The sequence below is a fragment of the Desulfosporosinus hippei DSM 8344 genome (genome assembly GCF_900100785.1).
In the GTDB taxonomy this organism is placed as follows: Bacteria; Bacillota; Desulfitobacteriia; order Desulfitobacteriales; family Desulfitobacteriaceae; genus Desulfosporosinus; species Desulfosporosinus hippei.
This window is the reverse complement of the sequence record NZ_FNCP01000013.1, coordinates 20823-45667: the sequence shown is the minus strand read 5'-3', so window position 1 is coordinate 45667 and position 24845 is coordinate 20823. Positions and strand designations below refer to the sequence as shown.

General features: G+C 43.8%; 18 protein-coding genes and 1 riboswitch. All 18 genes read right to left on the bottom strand.

The window, feature by feature from the left end; genetic code table 11:
- Positions 1-71: 71 nt before the first annotated feature.
- Complete coding sequence (locus BLS16_RS12310; RefSeq protein ID WP_092333633.1) at positions 72-1439, bottom strand: NCS2 family permease; 1368 nt, start codon at positions 1437-1439, stop codon at positions 72-74.
- A gap of 173 nt (positions 1440-1612) precedes the next feature.
- On the bottom strand, positions 1613-2617 hold the full coding sequence (locus BLS16_RS24600; RefSeq protein ID WP_092333631.1) for a xanthine dehydrogenase family protein molybdopterin-binding subunit: 1005 nt from the start codon (positions 2615-2617) through the stop codon (positions 1613-1615).
- Entirely contained in the window at positions 2614-3879 is a 1266-nt protein-coding gene (locus tag BLS16_RS24595) for a xanthine dehydrogenase family protein molybdopterin-binding subunit (RefSeq protein ID WP_092333629.1), read from the bottom strand. The genes BLS16_RS24600 and BLS16_RS24595 overlap by 4 nt, the downstream gene beginning before the upstream one ends.
- On the bottom strand, positions 3876-4343 hold the full coding sequence (locus tag BLS16_RS12295) for a (2Fe-2S)-binding protein (protein ID WP_092333627.1): 468 nt from the start codon (positions 4341-4343) through the stop codon (positions 3876-3878). The genes BLS16_RS24595 and BLS16_RS12295 overlap by 4 nt, the downstream gene beginning before the upstream one ends.
- A gap of 1 nt (position 4344) precedes the next feature.
- Positions 4345-5181 carry an FAD binding domain-containing protein gene (locus tag BLS16_RS12290; RefSeq protein WP_092333625.1) on the bottom strand — a complete coding sequence of 279 codons (837 nt, stop codon included), beginning with the start codon at positions 5179-5181 and terminating at the stop codon, positions 4345-4347.
- A 101-nt stretch (positions 5182-5282) separates the two neighbouring features.
- A riboswitch (purine riboswitch) is annotated at positions 5283-5382 on the bottom strand.
- Positions 5383-5626: 244 nt separating this feature from the next.
- The gene (yqeB, locus tag BLS16_RS12285; RefSeq protein WP_092333623.1) at positions 5627-6472 is read right to left on the bottom strand and encodes a selenium-dependent molybdenum cofactor biosynthesis protein YqeB; all 846 of its coding nucleotides are present in this window, start codon (positions 6470-6472) and stop codon (positions 5627-5629) included.
- 29 nt (positions 6473-6501) lie between these two features.
- Entirely contained in the window at positions 6502-7122 is a 621-nt protein-coding gene (locus BLS16_RS12280) for a nucleotidyltransferase family protein (protein WP_092333621.1), read from the bottom strand.
- Entirely contained in the window at positions 7104-7973 is an 870-nt protein-coding gene (locus BLS16_RS12275) for a hypothetical protein (protein ID WP_092333619.1), read from the bottom strand. Before BLS16_RS12275 ends, BLS16_RS12280 begins: the two co-directional genes overlap by 19 nt.
- A gap of 16 nt (positions 7974-7989) precedes the next feature.
- Positions 7990-10548 (bottom strand): selenium-dependent xanthine dehydrogenase, encoded by a 2559-nt coding sequence (gene xdh / locus BLS16_RS12270; RefSeq protein ID WP_092333617.1) that lies wholly within the window; start codon positions 10546-10548, stop codon positions 7990-7992.
- Positions 10549-10550: 2 nt separating this feature from the next.
- Positions 10551-11945 (bottom strand): dihydropyrimidinase, encoded by a 1395-nt coding sequence (gene hydA / locus BLS16_RS12265; RefSeq protein ID WP_092333615.1) that lies wholly within the window; start codon positions 11943-11945, stop codon positions 10551-10553.
- 364 nt (positions 11946-12309) lie between these two features.
- Entirely contained in the window at positions 12310-13260 is a 951-nt protein-coding gene (gene arcC / locus BLS16_RS12260; RefSeq protein WP_092333613.1) for a carbamate kinase, read from the bottom strand.
- 2 nt (positions 13261-13262) lie between these two features.
- On the bottom strand, positions 13263-14267 hold the full coding sequence (locus tag BLS16_RS12255; RefSeq protein ID WP_092333611.1) for an ornithine carbamoyltransferase: 1005 nt from the start codon (positions 14265-14267) through the stop codon (positions 13263-13265).
- A 495-nt stretch (positions 14268-14762) separates the two neighbouring features.
- The gene (locus BLS16_RS12250; protein ID WP_092333609.1) at positions 14763-16010 is read right to left on the bottom strand and encodes a YgeY family selenium metabolism-linked hydrolase; all 1248 of its coding nucleotides are present in this window, start codon (positions 16008-16010) and stop codon (positions 14763-14765) included.
- Between the two features lie 406 nt (positions 16011-16416).
- Positions 16417-18183 (bottom strand): sigma-54-dependent Fis family transcriptional regulator, encoded by a 1767-nt coding sequence (locus BLS16_RS12245; protein WP_092333607.1) that lies wholly within the window; start codon positions 18181-18183, stop codon positions 16417-16419.
- Positions 18184-18413: 230 nt separating this feature from the next.
- Positions 18414-19637, bottom strand: coding sequence for a diaminopropionate ammonia-lyase (gene dpaL, locus BLS16_RS12240; protein ID WP_092333605.1), 1224 nt, complete (start codon positions 19635-19637; stop codon positions 18414-18416).
- Between the two features lie 589 nt (positions 19638-20226).
- On the bottom strand, positions 20227-21024 hold the full coding sequence (locus tag BLS16_RS12235; RefSeq protein WP_176786143.1) for a transposase: 798 nt from the start codon (positions 21022-21024) through the stop codon (positions 20227-20229).
- A gap of 510 nt (positions 21025-21534) precedes the next feature.
- Entirely contained in the window at positions 21535-22917 is a 1383-nt protein-coding gene (locus BLS16_RS12230; protein ID WP_242876274.1) for an 8-oxoguanine deaminase, read from the bottom strand.
- A gap of 448 nt (positions 22918-23365) precedes the next feature.
- Positions 23366-24844: a pyridoxal-phosphate dependent enzyme gene (locus BLS16_RS12225; protein WP_092333599.1), complete on the bottom strand. Its 1479-nt coding sequence runs from the start codon at positions 24842-24844 to the stop codon at positions 23366-23368.
- Position 24845: the final 1 nt, after the last annotated feature.

Genomic DNA, 24845 nt, shown 5'->3' with positions numbered 1-24845 from the left:
TGAAAAGCAGTAATCATATTGTTCATAATTTTGGAGAGATGATGGTGCATCTCTCCAAAATCGAGTTTTGATTAATGTCCGCCAATAATAAAGTGAATGATGAATAACAGAGTCAAAATATATGTGACCGGATTATTATCCTTGTGTTTTCCGGTAATCAGTTTAATAATCGTATAGGACATAAATCCAAAGGCCAGACCTTGAGCGATGGAGAAGGTCAAGGGCATCATGACAATTGTCATAAAGGCCGGCAAAGCTTCCGTAAAGTCATCAAATTTAATTTGAGTGACTTCACTCATCATTAAAACACCCACTAGAATAAGAACCGGAGCAGTTGCTTGTCCAGGAATCAACCCGACAAGAGGAGCAAAAATTAACGAGACCGCAAAGAGACAGGCCACTACAACCGCTGTTAAACCACTTTTTCCACCTTCGGCAACCCCGGAGGCACTTTCAATATAAGAGGTTACTGTAGGAGTTCCCATGGTTGCACCGAACATTGTTCCCACAGAATCAGCCATCAGGGCTTTACCGGCACGAGGCAGGTTTCCGTTCTCATCTAAAAGACCGGCTTTACGGGAAACTCCAAGTAGAGTTCCGATATTATCAAACAAGTCAACAAAGGTAAAAGCAAAGAGGATTGAGATAAAGCCATAGCTTATGGCTCCCCTGATATCCAATTGGAAGGCAACAGGTGCGATAGCGGCTACAGGATTAGAGGTAGCAATAAAGCTGGATATTCCCGTCGGAAATGGTGAAACACCCATGATCATACTAAATGCGGTGGTTGCTGCGATTCCGATTAACAAGCCGCCTTTAACATTTTTAGCCATCATCCAGCCGGTAACAATTAGTCCGAAGACAGTAACCAGAACACCAGGGGACTTCATATCACCCAAGGCAACAAAGGTTGCTGGATCCGCAATAATTAGTCCGCCATTTTTTAGTCCAATAAAAGCAATGAATAAACCTATACCTACCCCAATAGAGAGTCTCAAGACCTCAGGTACACCTTCGATAATCCATTCTCGTACTTTTGTAACAGTCATCAAGAAAAAGACAAAACCGGAGATGAAAACCGCACCAAGTGCTGTTTGCCAACTAAGTCCCATTCCCAAAACTACTGCGTAGGTGAAAAAGGCGTTAAGCCCCATTCCTGGTGCTAAAGCAATCGGATAATTTGCATACAAACCCATGATCAAAGTACCGACTGCGGCAGCAATGGCTGTTGCAGCAAAAGTGGCAGCCACTGGCATTCCGGCATCCTTCAAAATATTCGGATTAACGAATAGAATGTAGGCCATGGTAACAAAGGTGGTTATACCTGCGATGACTTCTGTACGAACATTTGTCCCTAACTCGTTGAGATGAAAAAACTTTTCTAAAAAGCCTTCCGGTTTACCTGAAGGTGGATTTTTCTTATTTGTAACGGTTGACATGGACAGCCCTCCCATTAAAATAAACTTTCCCATTGTAATTTTTTCATTTGTTTTTCTAGTTTAAGCTAAATTCATTGATTTTATTAAACTTCGTTTTGAATACTTCCTTACTGACATCACATAGGATAAGTGCGACTTAAGCTTAAGACCTAATAATGACTACTGGGTTAAAGTTAACGATTCACCTCCCCGTTTTTTTCAGCTAGCGCTTTTAAAATCTTTTCAGGTGTCGCTGGTATAGACGTAATCCTTACTCCCACAGCATCATCAATAGCATTAATGATGGCCGCAACTGTCGGAAGCATTGCAGGTTCACCAAGTCCCTTAGCGCCAAAAGGACCAGTGGACTCTGCATCTTCTACAAAAAATGCTTCTATATTAGGCACATCTAAGGCCGTGGGAATCAAATAACTGGAAAAGGCCGGATTCTTAATTTTTCCCTCGTCTAATTCTAATTCCTCAAGCAAAGCATACCCAATCCCTTGGGTAACTCCACCTGCAATTTGACCCTCTACTTGAGTAGGATTGAGAGCCTTTCCTACATCATGAACTGCGACGACTTTAAGGACTTGAACCACCCCGGTTTCGGTATCAACTTCAACTTCGGCAGACTGACAGCCAAAGGAATAGGGCCAGTAAGGAGCACCCTGCCCAGTCTCCGGGTCTACAGGGGTTGAACGAGCAGTGGAACTTTCGGCACTAATAAACCGTTCCCCCCGTAAACGAGCTTGAAAAACCAGGTCTGCCAAAGGCACCCTGCGTGAAGGATCCCCTTTAACCCCGATATATCCCTCTTTAAGTTCAATTCCTTCCGGAGTTGGGCAAGAAAACTCTCGTGCAGCATAGACCAGCAACGAGGATTTTGCTTGGCGAACGGCCTTTAAAACAGCATTTCCCGTATTATAAGTTTGCCTTGTCGCTGCCGTTGTCCCTGAATCCGGAGTAGCATCCGTATCCCCGGAATAGACACAGATATCCTGAGCCTCCAGCCCAAGTTCTTCCGCCACGATTTGCGCAAAGATAGAATTACTTCCTTGACCTACATCAACGGCCCCTGTCAATACTGTGGCCGAACCGTCATCATGAATTTCCACAAAGGCACTGGAAACATCCGGGAACCCATTCCCATAACCTGTGCCATACCAGGAACACCCTAAACCGATTCCTCTCTTTTTCACTCGGACTCCCCCCCTCTTTGGAGATAAGGTGTGATTTTTGCCAGGCACTGATCCAGCGGAACACTGCTGGTCAACACTTGTCCGGTTGCTGTTGTACTTCCGACTTTGAAGATATTACGCAAGCGAATCTCTAAAGGAGAAATTCCGATCTCCTTAGCAAGGAGATCCATTTGGCTTTCATAGGCCAAGACAGTTTGGGCTGCCCCAAAACCTCTCATAGCTCCTGAAAATGGATTATTGGTAAACACAGCATAACTATCAATCGAGACATTAGGAATGACATAAGGACCGGTTGCGTGGACTGCAGCTTTACGCAAGACGTTGATACTCCAGGAAGCATAGGCACCTGAATCCCCAACGATCTTGGCTTCCATGGCCACTAATTTGCCATCTTTTGTTGCGCCTGTCTTATATTGCATCCGCATGGGGTGACGTTTGGAATGGGAATAAAATGACTCTTCCCGAGTATTTTCCATTTTCACTGGTCGAAGGGTTTTCCAAGCCATTAAGGCAGCAATGACCTGGAGTGAAATATCTTCACGTCCTCCGAAAGCTCCTCCCACCGCCAGGGTTTTCACTTGAACCTGACTAAAGCGCAGCCCTAAAGCATGAGCAATCTCGCCGCGATCATAATGAGCGTATTGAGTAGCTGTTTGAACTACCAGGTGTCCACGTTCATCTAAATAAGCCAATACCGCTTCTGGCTGTAAAAAAGCATGATCCACATGTTGGGTATTGTATTCCTTTTCTATCACAACATCTGCTTTAGCCCAACCTTCTTCCATTGATCCCCGTCTTATGGGCATGTGATAAAGAACATTCGTTGGACGCAGGGATGGATGAAGAGGCAGGACATCAGGCTTCATGGCCTCCTCCGGGTCAAAGACAGTAGGCAGAACTTCGTACTCTACTTGTACACGCTTAGCGGCTTCTCGGGCAATTTCCTCTGTCTCAGCTCCCACAACAGCTACCGGGTCTCCTACCATTCGGACATACTCAGCCAAGACTGGTTGGTCGCGGAAGAGTACTCCGTGAGCATTGTGCGGAACATCTTTTGCGGATAGAACAGCCACCACTCCGGCCATTTCCAATGCATAGTCGCTGTTAATACTTAAAACTCTGGCATGGGGATGGGGACTGCGGATAACCACAGCATAGAGTTGACCCGGCAGATTTACGTCGGCAGGGAATTTTGTTTGCCCAAATACTTTTCCCCAAGCATCTTCTCTGGTAACTCGTGATCCAACCACTGAAGTTTTCATTGTTTTCCCTCCTCAGCGGCAATCTTCACAGCACGTAGAATTTTATCGTAACCAGTACAGCGACAAAGATTCCCAGACATGGCAATCCCTATCTCAGTTTCACTGGGGTGTGAGTTCTTATCCAATAAATTCTTAGCGGATAAAACCATTCCCGGAGTACAAAAGCCACATTGAACCGCTCCAACTTCTACAAAAGCCTTTTGTACCGGATGGGGAGAACGACGATTCCCTACTCCTTCAATGGTTGTAAGCACACTCCCATTGGCTTGAGCAGCCAAGACAAGACAGGAGTTGACAGTTTTTCCGTCCATGATAATGGTGCAGGCCCCACATTCTCCTTCGCCACACCCTTCCTTAGTTCCCAGGAGCCCTAAACGGTTGCGCAAAGCATCAATGAGACGTTCACTTGGTTCTACGTTCAAGGTATATGGCTTTTCATTGACGACAAGTTTAATCTCTATCATACTATTGTCCCCCCTCAGGAATGATGGATGTCAAAGCCTCACGAAAGACTCCGGCTACTGCTACTCGTTTATAGGGCGCGGAGGCTCGAGTTCCTAAAGCCTCTCGCACAATCCGCTGAACTTCTATAACACCTTTTTCCAGCAATTCATTATTCAATTCTTGTCCACTTAATTCTTGACCCAGCGCTTCACTTAAGAAAGCGCGTCTGCCAACTGCCCCCAAAGCAACACGAACATTATCTGTTCGACTTCCATTCAATTGTACTGAGACAGCAACACTGAGACGTGCAATAGCCAGAGCTTTCCGTCTGCCTAACTTAGCGAACCCGCTTTTCTGTCCATTCATGGGAATGTGAAATCCTCTGATAAGAGCTCCCTGCTCCAGCAGAGGTGTCCGGCTCAGAAGAGACTCTAAGGGTAAAATCTCATTTCCTGCCTTTGTACTTAGACAAACCTCCGCTCCTAAGGCCAAGAGGGCCGGCAAACCATCCGCTGCCGGGGAACAATTACCCAGGTTTCCGCCTATAGTTGCTTGATTGCGTATTTGCGGAGAACCCATTGTTTGACATGCCTGCCAAAGGGCATGGGCCTTCCGAAAAACAAGCTCACTTTTCCCCAATTCAGCAAAGGTTGCCATACTTCCGATCTCCAAAGATCCCTCAATTTCCTTTATTTCTCGCAGTACTGAAATCTTGCCCAGGTCTATCAAACCTAAGGGCTGGACTTTTCCCGTACGCATATGAAGTACAAGATCTGTTCCTCCGGCTAAGAAAGTTGCCTCCGATGTGTGAGCAATTTCTAAAGCCTCGTCTACGCTCTGCGGTTGGAAATACTTCATTTTCTCACCCCTATTATCATTCTAAGAGTCCCGTTCTTTGGATATTTCAATTTTCTGTTTATTTTTGGGCGCACAAAAAAACAACCTCTATTGCTGGATTCTATGAACCATCTCTGGCTCATAGAGAAGCAATTACGGTTGCCTCGTAGAAACCCCCGATCCAATTATCAGGGATATATGAGTAAAAGAAACAGTATTCAATTATACTAGGACTCTTAAATCAGTTAAGACTCAGCGGGTAACAAAAACCATTGGATTTGAATCAAAATAAAGTGAATTCATTCTATAATATACAAATTCGATATCAATATGAAATATCCTTCTTTTCTTACCCAAAAAATTATTTTACATAATATCCATAGTTCACCAAGGGGGCCTGTATTAAATAAGTCTCAATAGTTGCAGTTGTTGAGCCATCATAATGACAAGCCACCCAGGGAACCTTCTATTCATCAATGGTTAATCTAATTAAACCGGATTCCATGATGCTTACTAAAACTGCTGCACCAATGGCCCGTGCTTTTTCTGAAATCGTCCAACAAAACTCTTCCCGCCCACGAGGATCGATATCCCCAACTTTAATGTTTGCTGAGATTTGCGTATTTGTCCTTAATAAGCCTCTTAAAACCCCATCAATCAAGGTAAAGACCTTGGCAGTCTGTATGCCGTCCTCAATTTCACCTAAACAATCTCCTGCCAAAACCTGTTCTCCAATTTCGCGCTTCGCTCTGAAAATCCCGGTAATAGTTGAATAAACCACACGGTCTTTTGAAATACCCTTAACTTCTCCAGGAATACCTGTATTGGGCTGGGCCGGTCCAGCATAAATAATCCTGCCCAGATTATGTCCCCGATTAGTTTCTATGACAAGGTCTACGTCTTCACCGGCAGTAAAACCTGGTCCCAAACCGATGGTCATTGGGGCCATATTCCGCTTTGTCCCTAAGTTTTGCTTGGCCATGATAGCGTCAACCAATATCTGTGGTTTAAGCACCGGTAACATCTCTAAATCAGGATCGACTAAAATTGGAATCTCTCCTGCTTTCCAAGCAGTTTCACAATCTGTAGCGGGCAAATCTACGCGGCAAGCCGTAATCCCTTCAACCTGCCATCGACCTTCTTCCACAGCAGTCCCAAAACAGACTGGCCAGCGAACCATTAGGGGCTTAGCAACTTCTGTCATTACCACTCGAAACCCCGCTTTGGCCAAAGCCCAACCTACTCCGGAAGCTTGTTCTCCTGCTCCACGAATTAAAACTACCGGTCCATTCATCACCAGTTTACTGTTCATGACATATTTCTCCTTATCCTAAAAAACCATTATGTTTGGCTAAATAAAGCTTGGTATTGCTCAGGTGTATCAACATCATAAAAAAAGCTTTCTTCAACTGGAAACTTCCGCCATCGATCTCCATAACGATTTAAAACCACTCTGCCCCCTTGCTCCCCTTGAAGTGCCAACAGCTCTGGAACATACCGCTTATGGAAAAAGACGGGGGATCCAGCTGTTTCCCCAGTCATTGGTACAAGAAAGTCGGGAGGATGCTTAATAACCTCTGCTAAGCAGGCAGACAACATCTGAGCAGTAACGCCCACCTGATCACCGGGTAAGAAGGCGTAACTGTGAACCTCACTGTTCAGATCTTGTAACCCTATCTTAATGGTGTCGGCCAGAGGTCTGGGGTTGGGAGCAAAATGCCAAACCCCACTGTGCTTATAAAACTCATTCATGCTATCTTCTGAAACATATTTCTCAATAGGCTGCCGCGCGACTACCTGAATCTCCAGCGTGGACGCCAAAGCACTTGCTTGATTATTGACAGCCGCCAGGACTGTATCCAATACATGCCCCAGTACTGTGGTATTCTTCCAGGGGAGGGCCAGCTTGTCTTTCCCCATTCGGCTGGCTAAACCGGCAGCCATTACCACAAATCGAACCATCGTAAATCCCCCTCTTTGGCATCCCCTGCGGCTAAACGCAAATTACGCGGCCGCATTTCTACACATTCAAGATTCTGTTGCATTTCTGCCCATCGATATTTGAGGGCAAGTAATAGATCCAAGGGATCCATTGGATCTATTACTTGCTTATTTTTAATATTCTTCCCTGGTCCATTAAAAAGTATAACCCAAGGCATTAGCCTATATTGAGGAGCAAACACAGGAGACATAAGAAAATAGCTCCAAGCACTCTCTGCGTTCCAGACCCGTCCCAGAAGATCCTGACAGAGATGAGGTCTATGAACTTGGTCGGCCTGCAGAACCTTTCCCCATAACCCACGATCTAACACTAAAACTGCACAATCCGTGTGCTTAGGAATTTGCGGTTCGTAGGTCTCCCAACACTTTAAATTGCGTTCTCGAGCCCCGTCTCCCTCTATCACCCAATAAGGTTTAATTAAACCTTCACTCCCACACTGCACCTCTGCCTGGTTGCTTTGGTGCTCCGATGTCAGAAGACCCTCAGCGATAGCCTCGTCAACGGCTTTGAGTGAAGGTCCAACCCACTTTCCGCTCTCCTCTTCAGCTCTATCATACCAGAACCAAGTGCCCTTTCCTTTAGGAGGAGGGTCGGGACTCTTCCAGGCACTCATTTGATTCTCAGGATAAACTTTTGTTGTTGTCGTCGCTACAACTTGTAAACCCATGGATAGGATTTCGTGAGTCATGGATCGGACACAGGTTGTTTTTCCGCCAGCCCCGATGAATGTAGTCACAGGGGATTTACCGGTCATATTCCATAGGCTGCCGCTCCCCATGGCGGAACCGGCGGTTAAACTCGAACTACTCATGTTTTCTCCTTAACCATTATTTCTTATTATAAGGAGTTTCTCGTAAAGGCAAAGCGCAACGCAGCTTGCCATCAAATTTGTAGTAAGCCGACGCTACAGCCGGTGCCGTCGGAATTGAAGCGATTTCTCCTACTCCTTTAGCCCCATAAGCTAAGGGGGATGAGTTCTTTTCAATAATCACGGACTCCACATCAGGCATTTCCGTTGAGCGCAACAATCCTAACTTGGCATACTTAGCAGTGGGGACTCCATTTAGCAGAGGGAAATCTTCACGCAGTGCGTATCCTAAACCCATGCATACTCCGCCTTCAATCTGACCTTCTATTGCTTTAGGGTTGATAGCCCTTCCAACATCATGAGCAGCTATAACTTTTTCCACCATTCCCTGTTCATTCAGTAAAACTACCTGAGTTGCATAACTATAGGCCACGTGACTGATCGGGTTGGGCTTATCCGAATCCATGGGATCGGTTTTTCCAAAGTATTCGCCATAGAACTCTTGACCTTCTAATTTCTCAAGAGTGGAGGCATGCATTGCTTGCTGCATTTTTAAAGACGCTTGACGTACGGCTTCGCCGCTGAACATAGTCTGACGTGATGCTGTTGTCGTACCGGAGTTAGGGGTTAAGCCTGTATCAGGAGCTCCAACTTCAATTTTTTCTAAAGGCAGTCCCGTTGCTTCATGGACGATCTGAGTTGCAATAGTAGCAAAGCCCTGCCCGATGCAGGCAGCACTTGTCAGGACGACAACTTTGCCATTAATAATTTTCAGTTTTACCCGGCCGGTATCCGGCAGTCCTACTCCAATACCGGTATTTTTCATAGAGCAGGCAATACCTGCCGCGTGAGGATGTGCTTCGTAGACTTCACGAACCGCACGAAGTGTTTCCTTAATAGCGGTTCCTTCATCTGTGATCTGACCCGTGGAATTAACCATCCCCGGTTCCAATGCATTAAGATAGCGAATTTCCCAAGGAGAAATCCCGACTTTTTCAGCTAAAAGATCCATATGTGTTTCAGAAGCAAAGGCAGACTGCGGAACACCGAATCCTCTAAAGGCACCGGCGGGGGGATTATTGGTATAGACGCATAAGCCGGTAATATCGACATTATCTATTTGATAAGGGCCGCTGGCATGAGTACAAGCACGCTGGAGAACCGCTGTTCCTAATGAAGCATAAGCTCCGGTATCCGCAACAATCTTAGCTACCATAGCCGTCAGTTTTCCATTCTCATCACAGCCTGTGGTAACCTCTAATTCCATGGCATGCCGTTTGGGATGAACTAAGATGCTTTCTTGGCGAGTAAAGGTAAGCTTTACAGGTTTTTGGGTTTTCACTGCCAGCAATGCCGCATGGTGCTGGACACTTAGATCCTCTTTCCCACCGAAACCGCCGCCAACCAGTTTGCTGATTATCCGTACTTTTTCCGCGGGCAGACCCAGCATCGCCATAATTCCATGTTGATCATCATAAACACTTTGATCTCCCACATAAACTGTAATTCCCCCATCCTCTTGAGGGATAGCTAAGGCACTTTCAGGTTCCATAAAAGCATGTTCAGTAGGAGGAGTTGAGAAATGATTGGTAACCACAAAGGCTGATTTGGCTAGGGCTTCTTCGGTATTCCCTCGCTTAATCTTGGTTGTGCTTAACAGATTTCCTTTCTCGTGAATACGAGGAGCTCCCTCGGCGAGGGCTTCATCAGGACTTAGGATTGGTTTCAACTCTTCATAATCCACTTTAATTAAAGCCACAGCTTCTCTGGCTTGTTTTTTGGTTTGAGCAGCGACTAAAGCAATGGCATCGCCGATATACCTGGTTTCTTGGCCGATGGAAACCAGAGTCGGCCAATCATGGAAAATGTGACCATGGTTGCGATCCGCCGGAATGTCTTCTGCTGTTAAGACGGCTTCAACCCCAGGATAGGCAAGGGCTGCAGAAATATCAATGGCTTTGACAATTGCTCTAGGGTATTTGGTTCTTAAAACTGCTGCCTGGAGCATATTTTCTACATGCATATCATCCACATATTGTCCGGTTCCCATTGCTTTTTCACGAGCATCAACTCTTTGAATACTCGTTCCAATTCCTGCACTGGCCTGAAGTGACTTCGGATGTATTTCCCCTCTGAGGACTTGCGCTGCTAATGATATCCCCAATTCTATCTTGATATACCCTGTGCAGCGACATATATTCCCACGAATACTCTGCTTTATCTCTTGAGCAGTGGGATTAGGATTCTTATCAATTAAAGCTTTAGCACTAATAATCATTCCGGGGATACAAAAGCCGCATTGTACTGCGCCGGCTTCGGCAAAGGCCCAAGTATAGGCCTCCTTTTCTCGCTCTGACAGCCCTTCGACGGTTAAAAGTTTTTTCCCGGATGCTTTGGCAACAGTGAGAATACAAGCTCTCATTGCCTTTCCGTCGACTAAGAGCATACAAGCACCACAAGCACCTTCTCCACAACCGTTTTTAAGAGAAGTTACTTGAACCTCGTCACGCAAGAAATCCAGGAGATTCTTATCCTCTTGCACATTATGAACTGCGCCGTTAATATCAATCGTATACATTGTTACCCGACCTTTCTCTTGAGGAATGGCTTTCGGGATAAGTATATCCCCGCAGGTTTATCCTCCTTTAGCTGACCATCCTGGACAACCTGCTTACCCCGTAAGAATACGTGAATCGCTTGACCAGACCGCTTGAAACCTTCGTAAGGAGTATAGTCTACCTGCTGATGTAACTCTTCAGCTTTTATGACCGTTGATTGGCGCGGATCCCAAACCACTATATCAGCATCACTTCCGGGAGCAATGGTTCCTTTACGGGGGAACAATCCGAACAGCTTAGCTGCATTTGTAGAGGTTAAAGCCACGAAATCATTTATTGTTAATTTTCCCGACAAAACGCCGTGAGTATAGATTAATCCCAGGCGGGTTTCTACCCCAGCAGCCCCATTGGGAATTTTGCTGAAGTCATTAATACCTTTATCTTTTTGTCCTTTATAATTAAACGCGCAATGATCCGTAGCAACAACATCTAAGACTCCGGTGTTTAAGCCGGACCACAATATTTCCTGATGCTGAATTGGGCGCAAAGGCGGTGATATCACATATTTAGCTCCGTTAAATCCTTCAGCATTATAATAGCTGTCATTTAACAAGAGATATTGGGGACAGGTTTCTGCGTAAATCTCCAGTCCCTTTAGTTTTGCATTGGTCACTGCTTGAAGAGCTCCGCTGCAGGATAAATGGACAACATAGAGAGGTGCCCCTGCTATCTGAGCGAGGGTAATGGCTCTTTGAGTTGCCTCCTCTTCTACTTCCGGAGGACGGGATAAGGGATGATATTTCGGGGTGGTTTTTCCCTGTTTTAGATGTTCATGAACTAAGTCATACACTATATCACCATTCTCACAGTGTACACAAACCAGCCCGCCGGATTCCCCTGCTTGACGCAAAGCTTGTAAAAGTGCCTGATCGTCCACTTGCAAACTGTTCTTATAAGCCATGTAAAGCTTGAAGGAAGATACTCCGTCTTCTTCAATCAAGACTTTCATTTCGTTAGCAATGGCTTCATTCCAATCCGTGATTGCCATATGAAAACCATAGTCTACATAACTCTTACCGTTCGCTTTTATGTGCCAGTTCGCCAGTCCCTCTTTTAGAGTTTCACCTTTGAACTGAGTTGCAAAGTCAAGAATGGTTGTTGTTCCACCTAAAATTGCTGCTTTAGTACCCGAAAAGAAATCATCTGAGGTTGAAAAATCTCCCATGGGGAGGTCGAAGTGAGTATGGGGGTCAATTCCACCCGGAAATAAAAAGCAGCCATCCACATCTATTGCCTGGTCACCAGGTTGCTTGATATCGCAGCCAATAGCCACAATTCTCTCGCCTTCAATGCGGACGTCTGCTTGATACTGGTCTGCAGCCGTAACAATAGTTCCACCGTTTAATACTATACCCATGTTCATTTCTCCTTAAGGGAAATCTCCTCATCTCGGGGGCACAAACATTATGGAAACTTCCTCAGTTGATAATCTGAAGAATCTATCTGTCGTATTACAAGTCAGATTCTTTTGGATGAACCTTTCAGCCCTCAGGCCTCTGACCACTTATATATATCTACACATAATTGAAGGTCTCATGCTTCTTCTTGATAAGGGTTCAAATGAAGATTATACAAACTCAAGTAATTCTGATCTCCAATTTAAATCTAACTTTTTCATACTACTCTTAAATCACACTTGGGATGGAGATGAAGCTAACTCCTCTCCATCCCAAGCTCACAGTAACTATTACAATGGGAATACTCGATTCATACCTAATCAATTAGGGATAAATATGGGTTCCGGTTTTGCCGGCAATAGCTTCTTCTAAGGATTCAGGATTAGTAATAATCGCTTCTTTCCCGCCGTTTTCTAAAAAGCTAATGACAGCTTGGATTTTGGGCAGCATGCTTCCCGGTGCAAAATGATTCTCAGTCACATACTGCTTAAGTTCCGCTAAGGTCACCTTGTCTAAGGCTTTTTCGTCAGGCTTGCCATAGTTTAAATAAACTGTCGGTACACCTGTGGAAATTATTAAAACGTCAGCTTTAATATCTGCAGCCAAAAGACTGGTAGCAAAATCTTTATCAATAACGGCATCCACCCCTTGAAGCAAACCGTCTGCACGTTTAACTACGGGGATTCCGCCACCGCCAACGCTGATGACACAATAGCCATCTCGTACCAGTTTATTGATAACATTTTTCTCTACGATTTCTTGAGGACGAGGAGAGGCAACCATACGGCGATAACCTCTGCCGGCATCTTCAATCATAACCCACGATGGATTATTTTTCTGAATCTCTTCAGTTTGTTCTTTTGTATAGAAAGATCCAATGGGTTTAGTGGGTTTCTGAAAAGCAGGGTCATTCTCTGAGACAACAACTTGAGTCACAACTGTGACAGCCGTCTTGTCCATACCCCTCTTTTTGAACTCATTATCCAATGCTTGTTGGATTTGATAACCAATAGCTCCTTGGGTGTCTGCCCCACAGCTGACCAGTGGTACCTGATGCATTGCTGCAACATCCTTAGCAATTTCAGATCTTCTTAGAATAAACCCGACTTGTGGACCATTGCCATGAGTAACAATCACTTCATAGCCCTGCTCGATCATACCGACAATATGTTTGGCAGTTTCTACCACTGCCTCATATTGATCTTCAACGGTCGCATGTGCGTTATCACGAATCAGAGAATTCCCACCAATTGCTACAACAGCTAATGTACTCACAATTATTTTCCACCTACCAATAATGTCATAACAGCTTTAGCTGTATGCAAACGGTTTTCTGCAGCATCATAAGCGATAGAATGTGGTCCATCAATAACTGAGTCTTCAACTTCATTGTTACGGTCAGCAGGTAAGGCATGCATATACATAACATCTTTGCTGGCAGTAGCCATTTTAGCTTCAGTGCACTTCCAGCTCTTATTGGAAATGAGAGCATCATCAATAACAGCAGTGGCACCGGTAACAGTAGCACCTGTTTGGTCAGTAACCCAGTTGCCCCAGCTCTTAGGAATAACGATATCAGCATCCTTATAAGCTTCAGCCTCATCATGAGTAATTGTTAAAGTACCGCCATGCTTTTCAGCATTTGCTCTGGCTTGCTCAATAACCCACTCAGGAAGTTCCCAACCTTTTGGATACGCGAGCCATACATCCATACCATAACGAGGGAAGAGCAGAACTTGAGTTACAGGCACGGAAATCGGTTTCTTATGACTCTCAGCATATGCCCAGATGATAGAAATCTTTTTGCGACGTAAGTCTTGATGTTTCTCTTTAATGGTTAGCAAATCTGCTAAACCTTGGAATGGGTGATAAAGATCGTCTTGTAAGTTCATAACCGGAACTGAGGACCATTTAGCCATCTCAGTTAAGTATTGATTTCCTCTGCCCCAGTTGCAATAACGGCAAGCAATCATGTGACCAAAGCGGGAAAGAATAATAGCTGTATCCTTAGCTGTCTCACCATGAGCGATTTGCATGCTGCTGGAATCCAAGAATCCTGCATGACCACCCAATTGAGCCATACCGGCTTCCATGGAGTTTCTGGTACGAGTAGATTGTTCGAAGAACATTAAGAATCCTGTTTTGTTATGAAGGTAATCTGTATCTTCGCCCATAGCAAATTTTCTCTTAAGATCTAAAGAAACATCCAGCATTGTATCTAATTCTTCTTTAGTAAAGTCCTCTAAGTTAATAAAATGTCTTCCTCTGAAAACTGTATTCATTTATTATTCCTCCTAAATGTTTGTTTGCTATATTTTCAGTAGTCCTAAGACTACAAAATCGTTAAAACCTTTTAGCTACACATTCTTGTCGACCAAAGGTCGACACAATTGGAGCGCAGCAGCGTTTACCGAAGGTCAACGCCGAACCGCGACAAAGCCTTCGTCGTTCCCAGCCCACCCGAGCTTGCAGCAAAGGCGACTTTACAGAATGAGCACTTTAGTGTAGTCGCGTAAGCGGAGGTTAGTGCTGAAGCGTGTAGAAACGTCGTGGGACTAGTCCATGGATGGACTGATGCCGCGGTGCCATGACGATAAGCGGATGAGCTTATCGCCACACTGCAACTCATTACGCATACTCCTGCAGTGTGGATTGGCAAGGAGCGGCGCACATGCAGAAAGCACAAGGGTTTAGATGTTTTAGCTTCAGCGCTGACCGAAGTAGCGACGAAACGTGTGCGAATGGAGTAATGTCGCCTTTGCCCCACACTAAAAAATCTACTTCTTAATCCCCACAAGGTTCTCAGTATCCTTAGGCATCTTGTCAGCATATTCCTTAATATAAATGCTCGGAATAGCTGCATACATAGCTGCACAATCAACAAGTTCCTTTTTCCAGGTTCGCTCGTTTGGAGCATGGGCTTGGTCTTCGTGTCCCGGTCCAAAACCAATGCAAGGAATTCCATAACGTCCCATGATCGAAACACCATTTGTAGAGAAGGTCCATTTATCGACAACTGGATCCTTACCGAATAATCCTTTGTAAGCATCTGTAAGAGTACTGGTAACAGGATGTCCTTCTTCAATAAGCCAGGTTGGGAAATAGCATTCTGTTGGGTAAACCAGGTTGGTATAAGAAGGTCTGTCATACTGATACATGGTTACTTCTGCATTGGCAGCTTTGACTGAAGGAAGGTTCTTAATTTGTTGAACTGCATATTCCCAAGTCTCTCCGGCTGTTAAGCGACGGTCAACGGAAATCCAGCAGCTATCGGCAACTGCACAACGTGAAGGAGAAGTATGGAAGATCTCCGAAACAGTTAAGCTGCCTTTACCAAGGAAGGGGTGATCCATGAGGTTTTCATGTAAGCTGCGTAATTCTTGGAGAATCGGAGCCATTTTATAAATTGCATTGTCGCCACGCTCTGGAGCTGAACCATGACAACTAACACCTTTAGTCATTACTTTAATTTCCATACGTCCGCGATGTCCGCGATAGATCTTGCCATCAGTTGGTTCGGTAATTACAACAAATTCAGGTACAACCTTGTCTTCATTGATAATGTACTGCCAGCACAAACCATCACAGTCTTCTTCCTGTACGGAACCAACAACAACCATGGTATAATCATCTTCTAAACCAAGATCTTTAATAATCTTACCGGCATAAACCATTGAAGCCATACCACCGATTTGGTCTGATGCGCCTCGTCCGATAATGATCTCATCATCTTCAAACCCTTGATAAGGATCATACTTCCAGTTTTCCAGGTTCCCTACACCAACAGTGTCAATATGTGCATCCATAGCAATTAAATGTTTGCCATGACCAATATAACCGAGAACGTTTCCCTGAGGATCAATCTCAACTTTATCAAAGCCGACCTTTTCCATTTCTTCTTTGATGCGAAGTACTGTTCCCTTCTCATCACAGCTTTCTCCTGGGATAGCGATAAGATCTCTTAAAAACCGGCTCATTTCTGGCTCATATTTTTTGGCCAATTCAAGAACTTTTGCAAATTCCATTTTTTACATAATCCCCTTTCAATACTCTTGAAGTCAAGTAAATTGATCACTTTTTTAAAGCTGGACTTTTAAACTTACACAGTTAAATATAGCAAGAACCATGCCAACTTAGTTTGAAAAGGCTTTTCTTGATAATTTTAATCTGAAGTTCAGTTAGGGCTCAACCTCCTTCGTAAGATTGTTCCTATCAGCCCAAAAGCTCGGAAAGAAATTGTTGAATCTTTTATTCAAGGACTATCTTTCCCCAGCTTAAGAAGTTTTATCACGCTTTCCAATCTCAATTTGAGACGGTAATTTGTAAAGTAAAAATGTAAAAACCTCTAAGAAGCCCTGAATTCGACAATCTTCGGATTATGTCTCATTTTGAGACGGAAATCTAGCTTTGAAACATAGATTTGTTGCCTTTTTAGGTAAAAGTCTTGTTCTCTTCAATCTCATATTCCTTAATCTTACGGTAAAGGGAGGCTCTACTAATTCCCAACAACTTTGCTGCGTCTTCCTTATGCCCATCAATATTAACGAGGGTTAAGGCTCGCATAATTGTTTCCCTCTCCAGAGCTTTAAGGTTGAGAGATAAATCTTTGATTTCCGCTTTGTTTTCGGTCCTTATCCTCTTAGGCATCGTATCTGCGGTAATCATACCCCCTGCAACCATTGTGACACAGTACTCGATCACGTTACCCAGCTCGCGAACATTTCCCGGCCAAGTATAGTGAGACAAAATCTCGATAGCTTCAGGAGTAATTCCACTTACTGACCTATCCGTTACTACTGAATAATAATCTAAATAGAATTGGGTCAGAATCGGAACATCTTCTAACCGTTCACGTAAGGGGGGAATCGTCAAGGGAATAACATTTAGTCGATAATAAAGGTCTTCTCTGAATTCACCGGTTTTAACCATGTTATCTAAATCTCTGTGAGTCGCAGCAATGACACGTACATCTACGGGTATCGAGCGAGAACTGCCGATTCGTTCTACCCTTCTCTCTTGGAGAACTCTTAGGATCTTTACCTGTAGGTGAAGGGGCATGTCCCCAATCTCATCTAAAAAAAGAGTACCATTATGGGCCAGCTCAAATTTACCGATTTTTCCACCCCGTTTAGCCCCGGTAAAGGATCCTTCCTCATATCCAAACAACTCGCTTTCCAGGAGGTTTTCCGGAATGGCACCACAATTGATGGCGATAAAGGCATGTCCTTTACGTTTACTACTTTGATGGATGGCACGTGCCAGCAGCTCTTTCCCGGTTCCGCTTTCCCCCTGAATTAGGAGGGTAGCCTTACTTGGTGCCACATGTAAAGCCATGGCCTTTAATTCTTTCATTTTTCTCGAGTTCCCTACGATCTGGGAGAAATGAGTTTCTATTTCATTAACCGTAGCCGCTTTGACCAGCTTCTTAATCTGCTGAATATCCCTGAGAGTTATAACCGCACCTTCAATAACCCCATCTTTTTTGATGGGTACGACGTCGCAGTATAACTGGGTTGCGACCCTTTTTCCCTGGATATTTCCCGAAAAGGTTTCACCCCGTTCAACTGCCTGCCAGAGTTTTTTATTTTCCAACAAGTGATATAACGCCTGCTCTTCTTGCTCATCTATGTCTAATAGTTTGGCAGCTAAGGTATTATAATGGGTTATTTGTTGCTGGTCATTTACTAACAAAATCCCATCATGCAACAAATTGAGGACTGTGACTAGTTGGCTGGTTAAAATATCCCGATCATGGTTTTGTTGGATTTCACTTGCTTTTCCCACTAAAAGATCTGCCATCTTCTCCAAGAACAGCAATAACGATTGCTTGTTGTCCATAAGCCGCTTAGTTTGCTCTTCGTCAAAGCTTACTAAGCCGATGACCCCGATAATCTCATCATCACTGCGTATGGGGATAGCTACTTCAGCGTACTCCATACAATTCCCTTTACATGGACAAGGGTGACATAGCTCATTAAAGCCCGGGTTGTCAATGATCACGGGCTCCCCAGTTTTTAAAACATGCCGATAAACAAAACCATCATCCATCGGGCAGCCGCATTGACTTTTATATTTACCCGTACCGGCGACCCTTACTAAGTCAGCGTCAGCAATTTCAACTTCAATCTTTAGCGCTGCAGCAATGGCGTCTGCCGTTTGCTGAACTGTGCTCTTAATATTGCGTAAGTAATACAACATGCTTTATTACACCTCATATAATTAGCTTTAGCATACTTCATATACTGTATTCTCCGTATATTCCTTTACTTCCTACTCAATCCGGCCTAAAAAGTATAAAGAAGAGCAACAATCTATATCCGCACTCGAAAATGCCTGATTTTCAAAGTTGATACTAATAAAAACGGAAAGGAAGCACCTTATCTTGAAAGATTTGTGCTTCCTTCTTATCATATCATGTACAGAACATATTAACGTCCTGCTGATGGCAATTCACCATCCCAAACAATACTGCGATATTTAAAGGGATCCGTATTACCCTCCGTGTTAAATACTAAAATCTGAGATGATTCGTTAAGTTGAAGGGCTTCACGTGCTTCTTTGAAGGCATCATCAATCATAATTGTACTTATTAATCCTGTCGTTACGGCACCGGATTCACCTGAGATAACTTTCGGATCCCCGAGCAAGGGATTAGCTAACACACGCATTCCTTTGGCAGCTACCCAATCCGGGCAAGAAACAAAAACATCACTGTAATCCCTTAAAATATTCCAACCGATTAAATTCGGTTCTCCGCAGGCAAGTCCTGCCATAACCGTAGCCATCTCACCGCCAACTACCCGTGGTTTGCCATCGGCAGCAAGAGCCGATTTATATAAACAATCCGCCTGATCAGCTTCAACTATCCCGGTTATCGGGCGATCTTCTTTAAATAGCGAAGCAAAATATCCTTGTACAGACCCGGCAAGAGCACCTACTCCTGCCTGAATAAAAATATGGGTTGGCTTATCGATACCACAGTCATTAAGCTGTTCCAGGGCCTCCGCGGACATTGTCCCATACCCTTGCATAATCCAACTTGGGATTTCCTCATAGCCTTCCCAGGAGGTATCCTGAACGACTACCCAACCATGCTTCTCTGCTTCAGCTGCCGTCATCCGTACAGCATCATCATAATTCATATCTGTAATCTCTGCTTCCGCGCCTTCGGATCGAATTCTTTCTAATCGGTATTGAGAAGATCCTTTCGGCATATAGACGACGGATTTTTGGCGAAGTTGCCGAGCGGTCCAAGCAATTCCCCGGCCATGATTTCCGTCAGTTGTTGTGGCGAAGGTAATATCCCCTAACTTCTCTTTAACTTCTTTAGATGTTAGCACTTCAAAAGGCAGCTCACTAATGTCTTTGTTAAGCCTCTGGGCCAGGTATCTGCCAATAGCATACGAACCGCCTAAGGCTTTAAAAGCATTTAGTCCAAAGCGATAGGACTCATCTTTGACATAGATTCCACCAACACCTAAATTTTTAGCTAACTTATCCAGTTGGCGAAGTGGGGTAGGTTGATAATCGGGAAACGTTCTGTGAAAATTGATGGCCTTTTCAATAGCGTCTTTATTAAAGAGCTCAGTCGAAGAACCCGTTCCGTTTTTCTTAAGCATAGTATTCTTAGTCCATTTAATTTTGTCTGACATTAGTGTACCTCTCCTCTTTTTTAAGTATTGTGCAATAAAACTAGGATTTTAATACGGTATTAAAAACAATTTCTTGTTTTATTGTTGAACTTTTTATCTCCCCCTAAAAAATTCCTTTGGCCTTACTAACACCAATTTATTATGCAATTTCCGTGCCAGATAACGTGTTAGGGGGACGGTCCTTTTAACACGTATAGACATTTGGTTATAACCAGACAAACCTAATCTAACACCGATAGGTATTAAAGAAAATATTTGCAACTAACTAGAAGATGCAGAATTATATTTGAATAACTCTTTAAGCTTTTTTGAGTTTGTCATCTTATTAGCAAAAAACTCCCCATACAGACAATAGATCTTGTAATCTCTTGGGACACATCAATCCAGAAAAAAAATAGTTAATATTACACCGAGGATTATTACTACAATCAAAAGTATTATTTTTTCTTTAATGGAATGCGATATCATCGATTAACTGCGTTTCACTTTACACTAACCAATGTCCAAATTATAATTTTCCAAACAAAAAACAGCACTCAAATATTTTAGAGTACTGATTTACCATAGGGATTTTCTCTATATTAAACAGCTAATAATATTCTGGCCTTACTCTCTCAACAACCCCTCGATTGACTGCCAGCAGCTTTGCTATGCCCACAATAGGCAACTCCGTGTTTTTGCGCAGGACTGCTATTATCTCATTCCTCAAACTCCTATTAGTTCGAATTTCCTTCCTGCTGAATTCCGGCCAATTTTTCTGAAGATAGTTATTCAAATATAATTCCGCATCTTCTAGAGTACGGATACCGCCTTCATCCATGTCCAGGAATTTGTCATCGTTATTTTCCATAACAAATCGATTAAACTCTCGAACAGCAGATTTGGGATTAACAGCTATCGTATTAAGAATGTACTGAGTATCAACAAGGTTTGCAGCGGGCTCATCAGGATTCATGTAGCACCAATAACTACTCCACTTATATCCTTCCGGAGACTCCACCAGTTTTGCTTTTAGCGGATTACGGTGCACGTATCGAATTACTGCCATTAAATAACGTTCATCTTCAACGGTTTCACTTTTAAAACGATCTTGAAACACATGGCCAACACGACAGTATTTTTTGTTAAAATACATCGCATAGCTTGTGGCAATCCCCTTCATGATCAGGGATAACTCGTTCGTTCTGTCTTTTAAAACTAAATGAACATGATTACTCATCAGACAATAAGCATATAACGACAGTTCCGCTTGAGAATTTTTCTTATCCATGACATTAATGAACTTTTGTCGATCTTCATCATCAAGAAATATATTCTTTTTTTCGTTACCCCGAAGCATTATATGGTAGCATCCTGTATTACTGTACTTTCTCTGTAATCTTGTCAAATAACCCCCTCCACTCAGAACTCTTTTTAGCGCAAAAAACATTATATATTGTTTATCCTAAGAGACTTGCCCCTAATCCATTTTGCTAAAACTCGCCTTACATCTTCTTATCATTACAATATATTACCATATTTAAGCTGATAATTATAGAAAAAATCACAGAATTTTACTAATAATTCTGTGATTTTCTTCTGAACATAAGGGGTATATGGCTTATTCCCATACCCTAAGAATTAGAGAGCATTGTGAAAAGACTATAAAAGAATGCAGCATAAAACTTAGGGATGAAAACTCATATTTTCATAGCAAGAAAGGACTAGCCTAAGGATGGGAAATTAGTATTTCGTTTGTTAACTGCCAGTAGCCCTCCCAGTTATGAGAGGGCTAGAATTTATTCTTCCGACAAATGCAATAGTGTATAATAGCCAGCCATGAGTATTAAACAAATCGCCCTCGAAGTAAGTTAAAGCAACAGATCAAATCCTTACAGGCTTAACTAATGCTGGCCCGCTAAAAACTCTTCAAGCTGCGCTCCTTTTGGACGATTTCGCAGGCTACTTGATGAGCCTTTTTTCGAATTTCTTCTGCGTCCTGTGTTAGAAGTTGTCCCTTGCGAACAACAACTTTTCCGTTGACGATTGTTGTATCAACAAAGCTATGATTCCCGCAGCAAACTATGGAAACCAAAGGGTCGTGGGAACCCGCATAGGCTACATCTTTTAGATCAATGAGAATGATATCTGCTGCCTTCCCTGCTTCCAGTCGCCCTGTATCAGGCCTGCCTAAGACATCTGCCCCCCCACGGGTAGCACATTTCAGAGTTTCATAAGCCGACAACCCTTCATCCTTATAACGGAGATGGTTCAGAAGATAAGCTCTGCGCACCTCCTCCCACATATTTGAACCGTCATTACTGGCACTTCCGTCAACAGCTATCCCTAGTTTTGCCCCCGCTCTAACCAAATCTGAAGTTGGGCAAATCCCGCTGCCAAGCTTCATGTTTGAACTTGGACAGTGGGCAACCCCTGACCCACTCTGAGCCAGCAGGTTTATTTCCCGTTCACTAAGATGAATTGCATGGGCAAACCAGACATCAGGTCCTATCCAGCCCACGTCTTCCATTAACTCTACCGGCCGGCGTCCATAACGTTCGAGACAAAATTTTTCTTCATCTAGGGTCTCGGCTAAATGGGTATGCAGCATAACCCCTTTTTCTCTGGCTAATAATTGTGACTGCCGCATCAAGTCAAGGCTTACAGAAAAGGGGGAACAAGGGGCCAGCGCTAAGCGTGTCATCGAGTAATCAGCAGGATCGTGATACCTCTCAATCAAACGCTGGGAATCTTTAAGGATTGTCTCCGCGTCCTGAACCACCTCATCCGGCGGCAACCCCCCTTCACTTTTTCCTAAGGACATAGACCCCCGGGTAGCATGGAAGCGAATTCCAATCTCTTGGGCGGCATTAATTTGTGTATCGATGAAATTGCTGGCTTTCCCCCTTGGAAAAACATAATGATGATCTGTTGTTAAGGTGCAACCTGTGCGCAGCAGCTCGCTGAAACCTACCATCGCCCCATAATAGACAGCATCGGGGATGATATGCCGCCAAAACTCATAGAGATTAACCAGCCAGTAAAAGAGAGGCATCCCCTGTACTTCAGGAAGTCCGCGAAATAAGGTCTGATAGAGATGGTGATGAGTGTTCACCAATCCAGGAAGGACTGCCATTCCCTGAGCGTCAATAATCTGAGGATTATCCATGGGGTTCAAGCTCAAATCCCGTCCTACGGCAGTTATTCTATTTCCTTCTATAAGAAGATCGGCATTCTCCAATATCTCGTCCCGATCATTAAAACTTATAATATAGGAAGCATTTTTTATTAAAATTGACATTTGCAACAGCATCCTTTCTTTTCAAAATACTTTGGCCGACGACGACGACGAAGACACTGTCTTCCACGAGTTATTCCTTCTTGCAGCGTTGTTTTCGCACGGATTACTCTTATTGCAGACACTAACTTAGCATGAGTTAACTTAGCGAAGAAGCCTCGGAGCGAAAGCACCACAGTTGCACGCACTTATGCTTCAAACGACTAAAACGACGACGACACTTTCTTCCCACGCGTTATACTTTCCCGCAGCACTGTCTTCGCACGAGTTAAACCTTCTTGCCGCACTGTCTTCCCACCTCAGCCTCCTTGCAGCATGCAAAAGCTGATACTTCCTAATTAGTATAAAAAGAAGCAGTAGTTCCTATGCAAGAACCCCTGCCTCTTTCGAGTTGTTAACTATGAACTTACGAAAAAACGTGTTAAAAGGACCGTCCGTACGACACGCCCTACTACGACACGCCGGTCATGGCGTTGAACTGTTCGATTAATTTATCCAGTTCGGGGGCCATCTTGTGGAGTCGTCCCCAGTAATTGTCATAATCGTACCATTGGGCATTCAGTTCGCTCAAGTCATACTCTTGCTGTTCAATCCAAGTGTAATACTTGAGGTTATGGATGCGTTTTCTGGTTAGATAGGTCAGTTCTTCCATTGAGTCGGTTCTGACACCCAGGACATTTCGATTATGGTCGACGGCGGCATTGACTGCATTATAGACTTTGCCGCGTTCTTCTTCCATTTCTTTCAATCTGGACTGGTACATTTCTGCGGAGTCTGTGAGGACAGTAATGACAATATCATCCTCGGTTAACTCATAGTACTTGGCAAATTTGATGCAAGATAAAATATTTGCCGCACCGGAAATTCCTACCCAAGAAAGCTTAGTAATGACCTCTTCCGAGATTCCTTGCTCTCTCAAATAGTCTTGTCCTGCCGGTTCATTAAAGAGACGGAACAGCCCCAAGCTATCATTATCATCAATAGCAATGACCATATCCGTATTTTTAACATTGTGAACCCAAGGGATATGTTTATCCCCAATACCTTCGATTCTGTGTTCTCCGAAACCATTATCCAGTAAGGTTGGGCATTGTAAAGCTTCACCGACGGCGATCTTGGCATGAGGATACTGATCTTTTAAGTAGTCTCCGCTGCCCAGGGTACCGGCAGAACCGGAAGTTAAGCAAACCCCTGCCAATTTCCCCTTCGCGCCCATTTCAGCTTTGATAATTTCATGCATAGCATTTCCTGTGACTTCATAATGCCACAAATGATTGCCCAGTTCACCAAACTGATTAAATATCACAACATTATCCCGGGTTCGGCGCAGTTCCCAGGTTTTATCATAGATTTCCTTAACATTGCTTTCACTGCCCGGAGTGGCGATGATTTCCCCGGCAACGGTCTTCAGCCATTCGAAACGCTCTCTGCTCATATTTTCAGGCAAAATAGCGATGGATTTGCAGCCTAATAAAGCGGAATTGTAGGCTCCGCCACGGCAGTAGTTACCGGTTGAAGGCCAAACAGCTTCATGATATTTCGGATCAAATTGTCCCGTAACTAAACGAGGGACTAAGCAAGCAAAACTTGCTCCCACCTTATGAGCACCCGTCGGAAAATATTTACCTGCCATAGCAATAATTCTGGCTTTAACCCCTGAAATTTCAGAAGGGATTTCCACATAATTCGGCAGCAGATTGAATAAACCGCCTTCTTTGACCGGTTGGTTCTTCCAAGAAATTCTGAATAAGTTAATCGGGTCAACATCCCATAAGCCGGTTTTCTTCAGCTTCTCTTTAATGGATTCAGGTATCTTATTAGGATCCTTCATTTGCGCCAAGGTAGGGATAACAATATTTTTTTCTTTAACACTCTGTACGGATTTCTTAAGCTGCTCTTCATTAATTTCTAAATTGATCAAGCTTCTCATA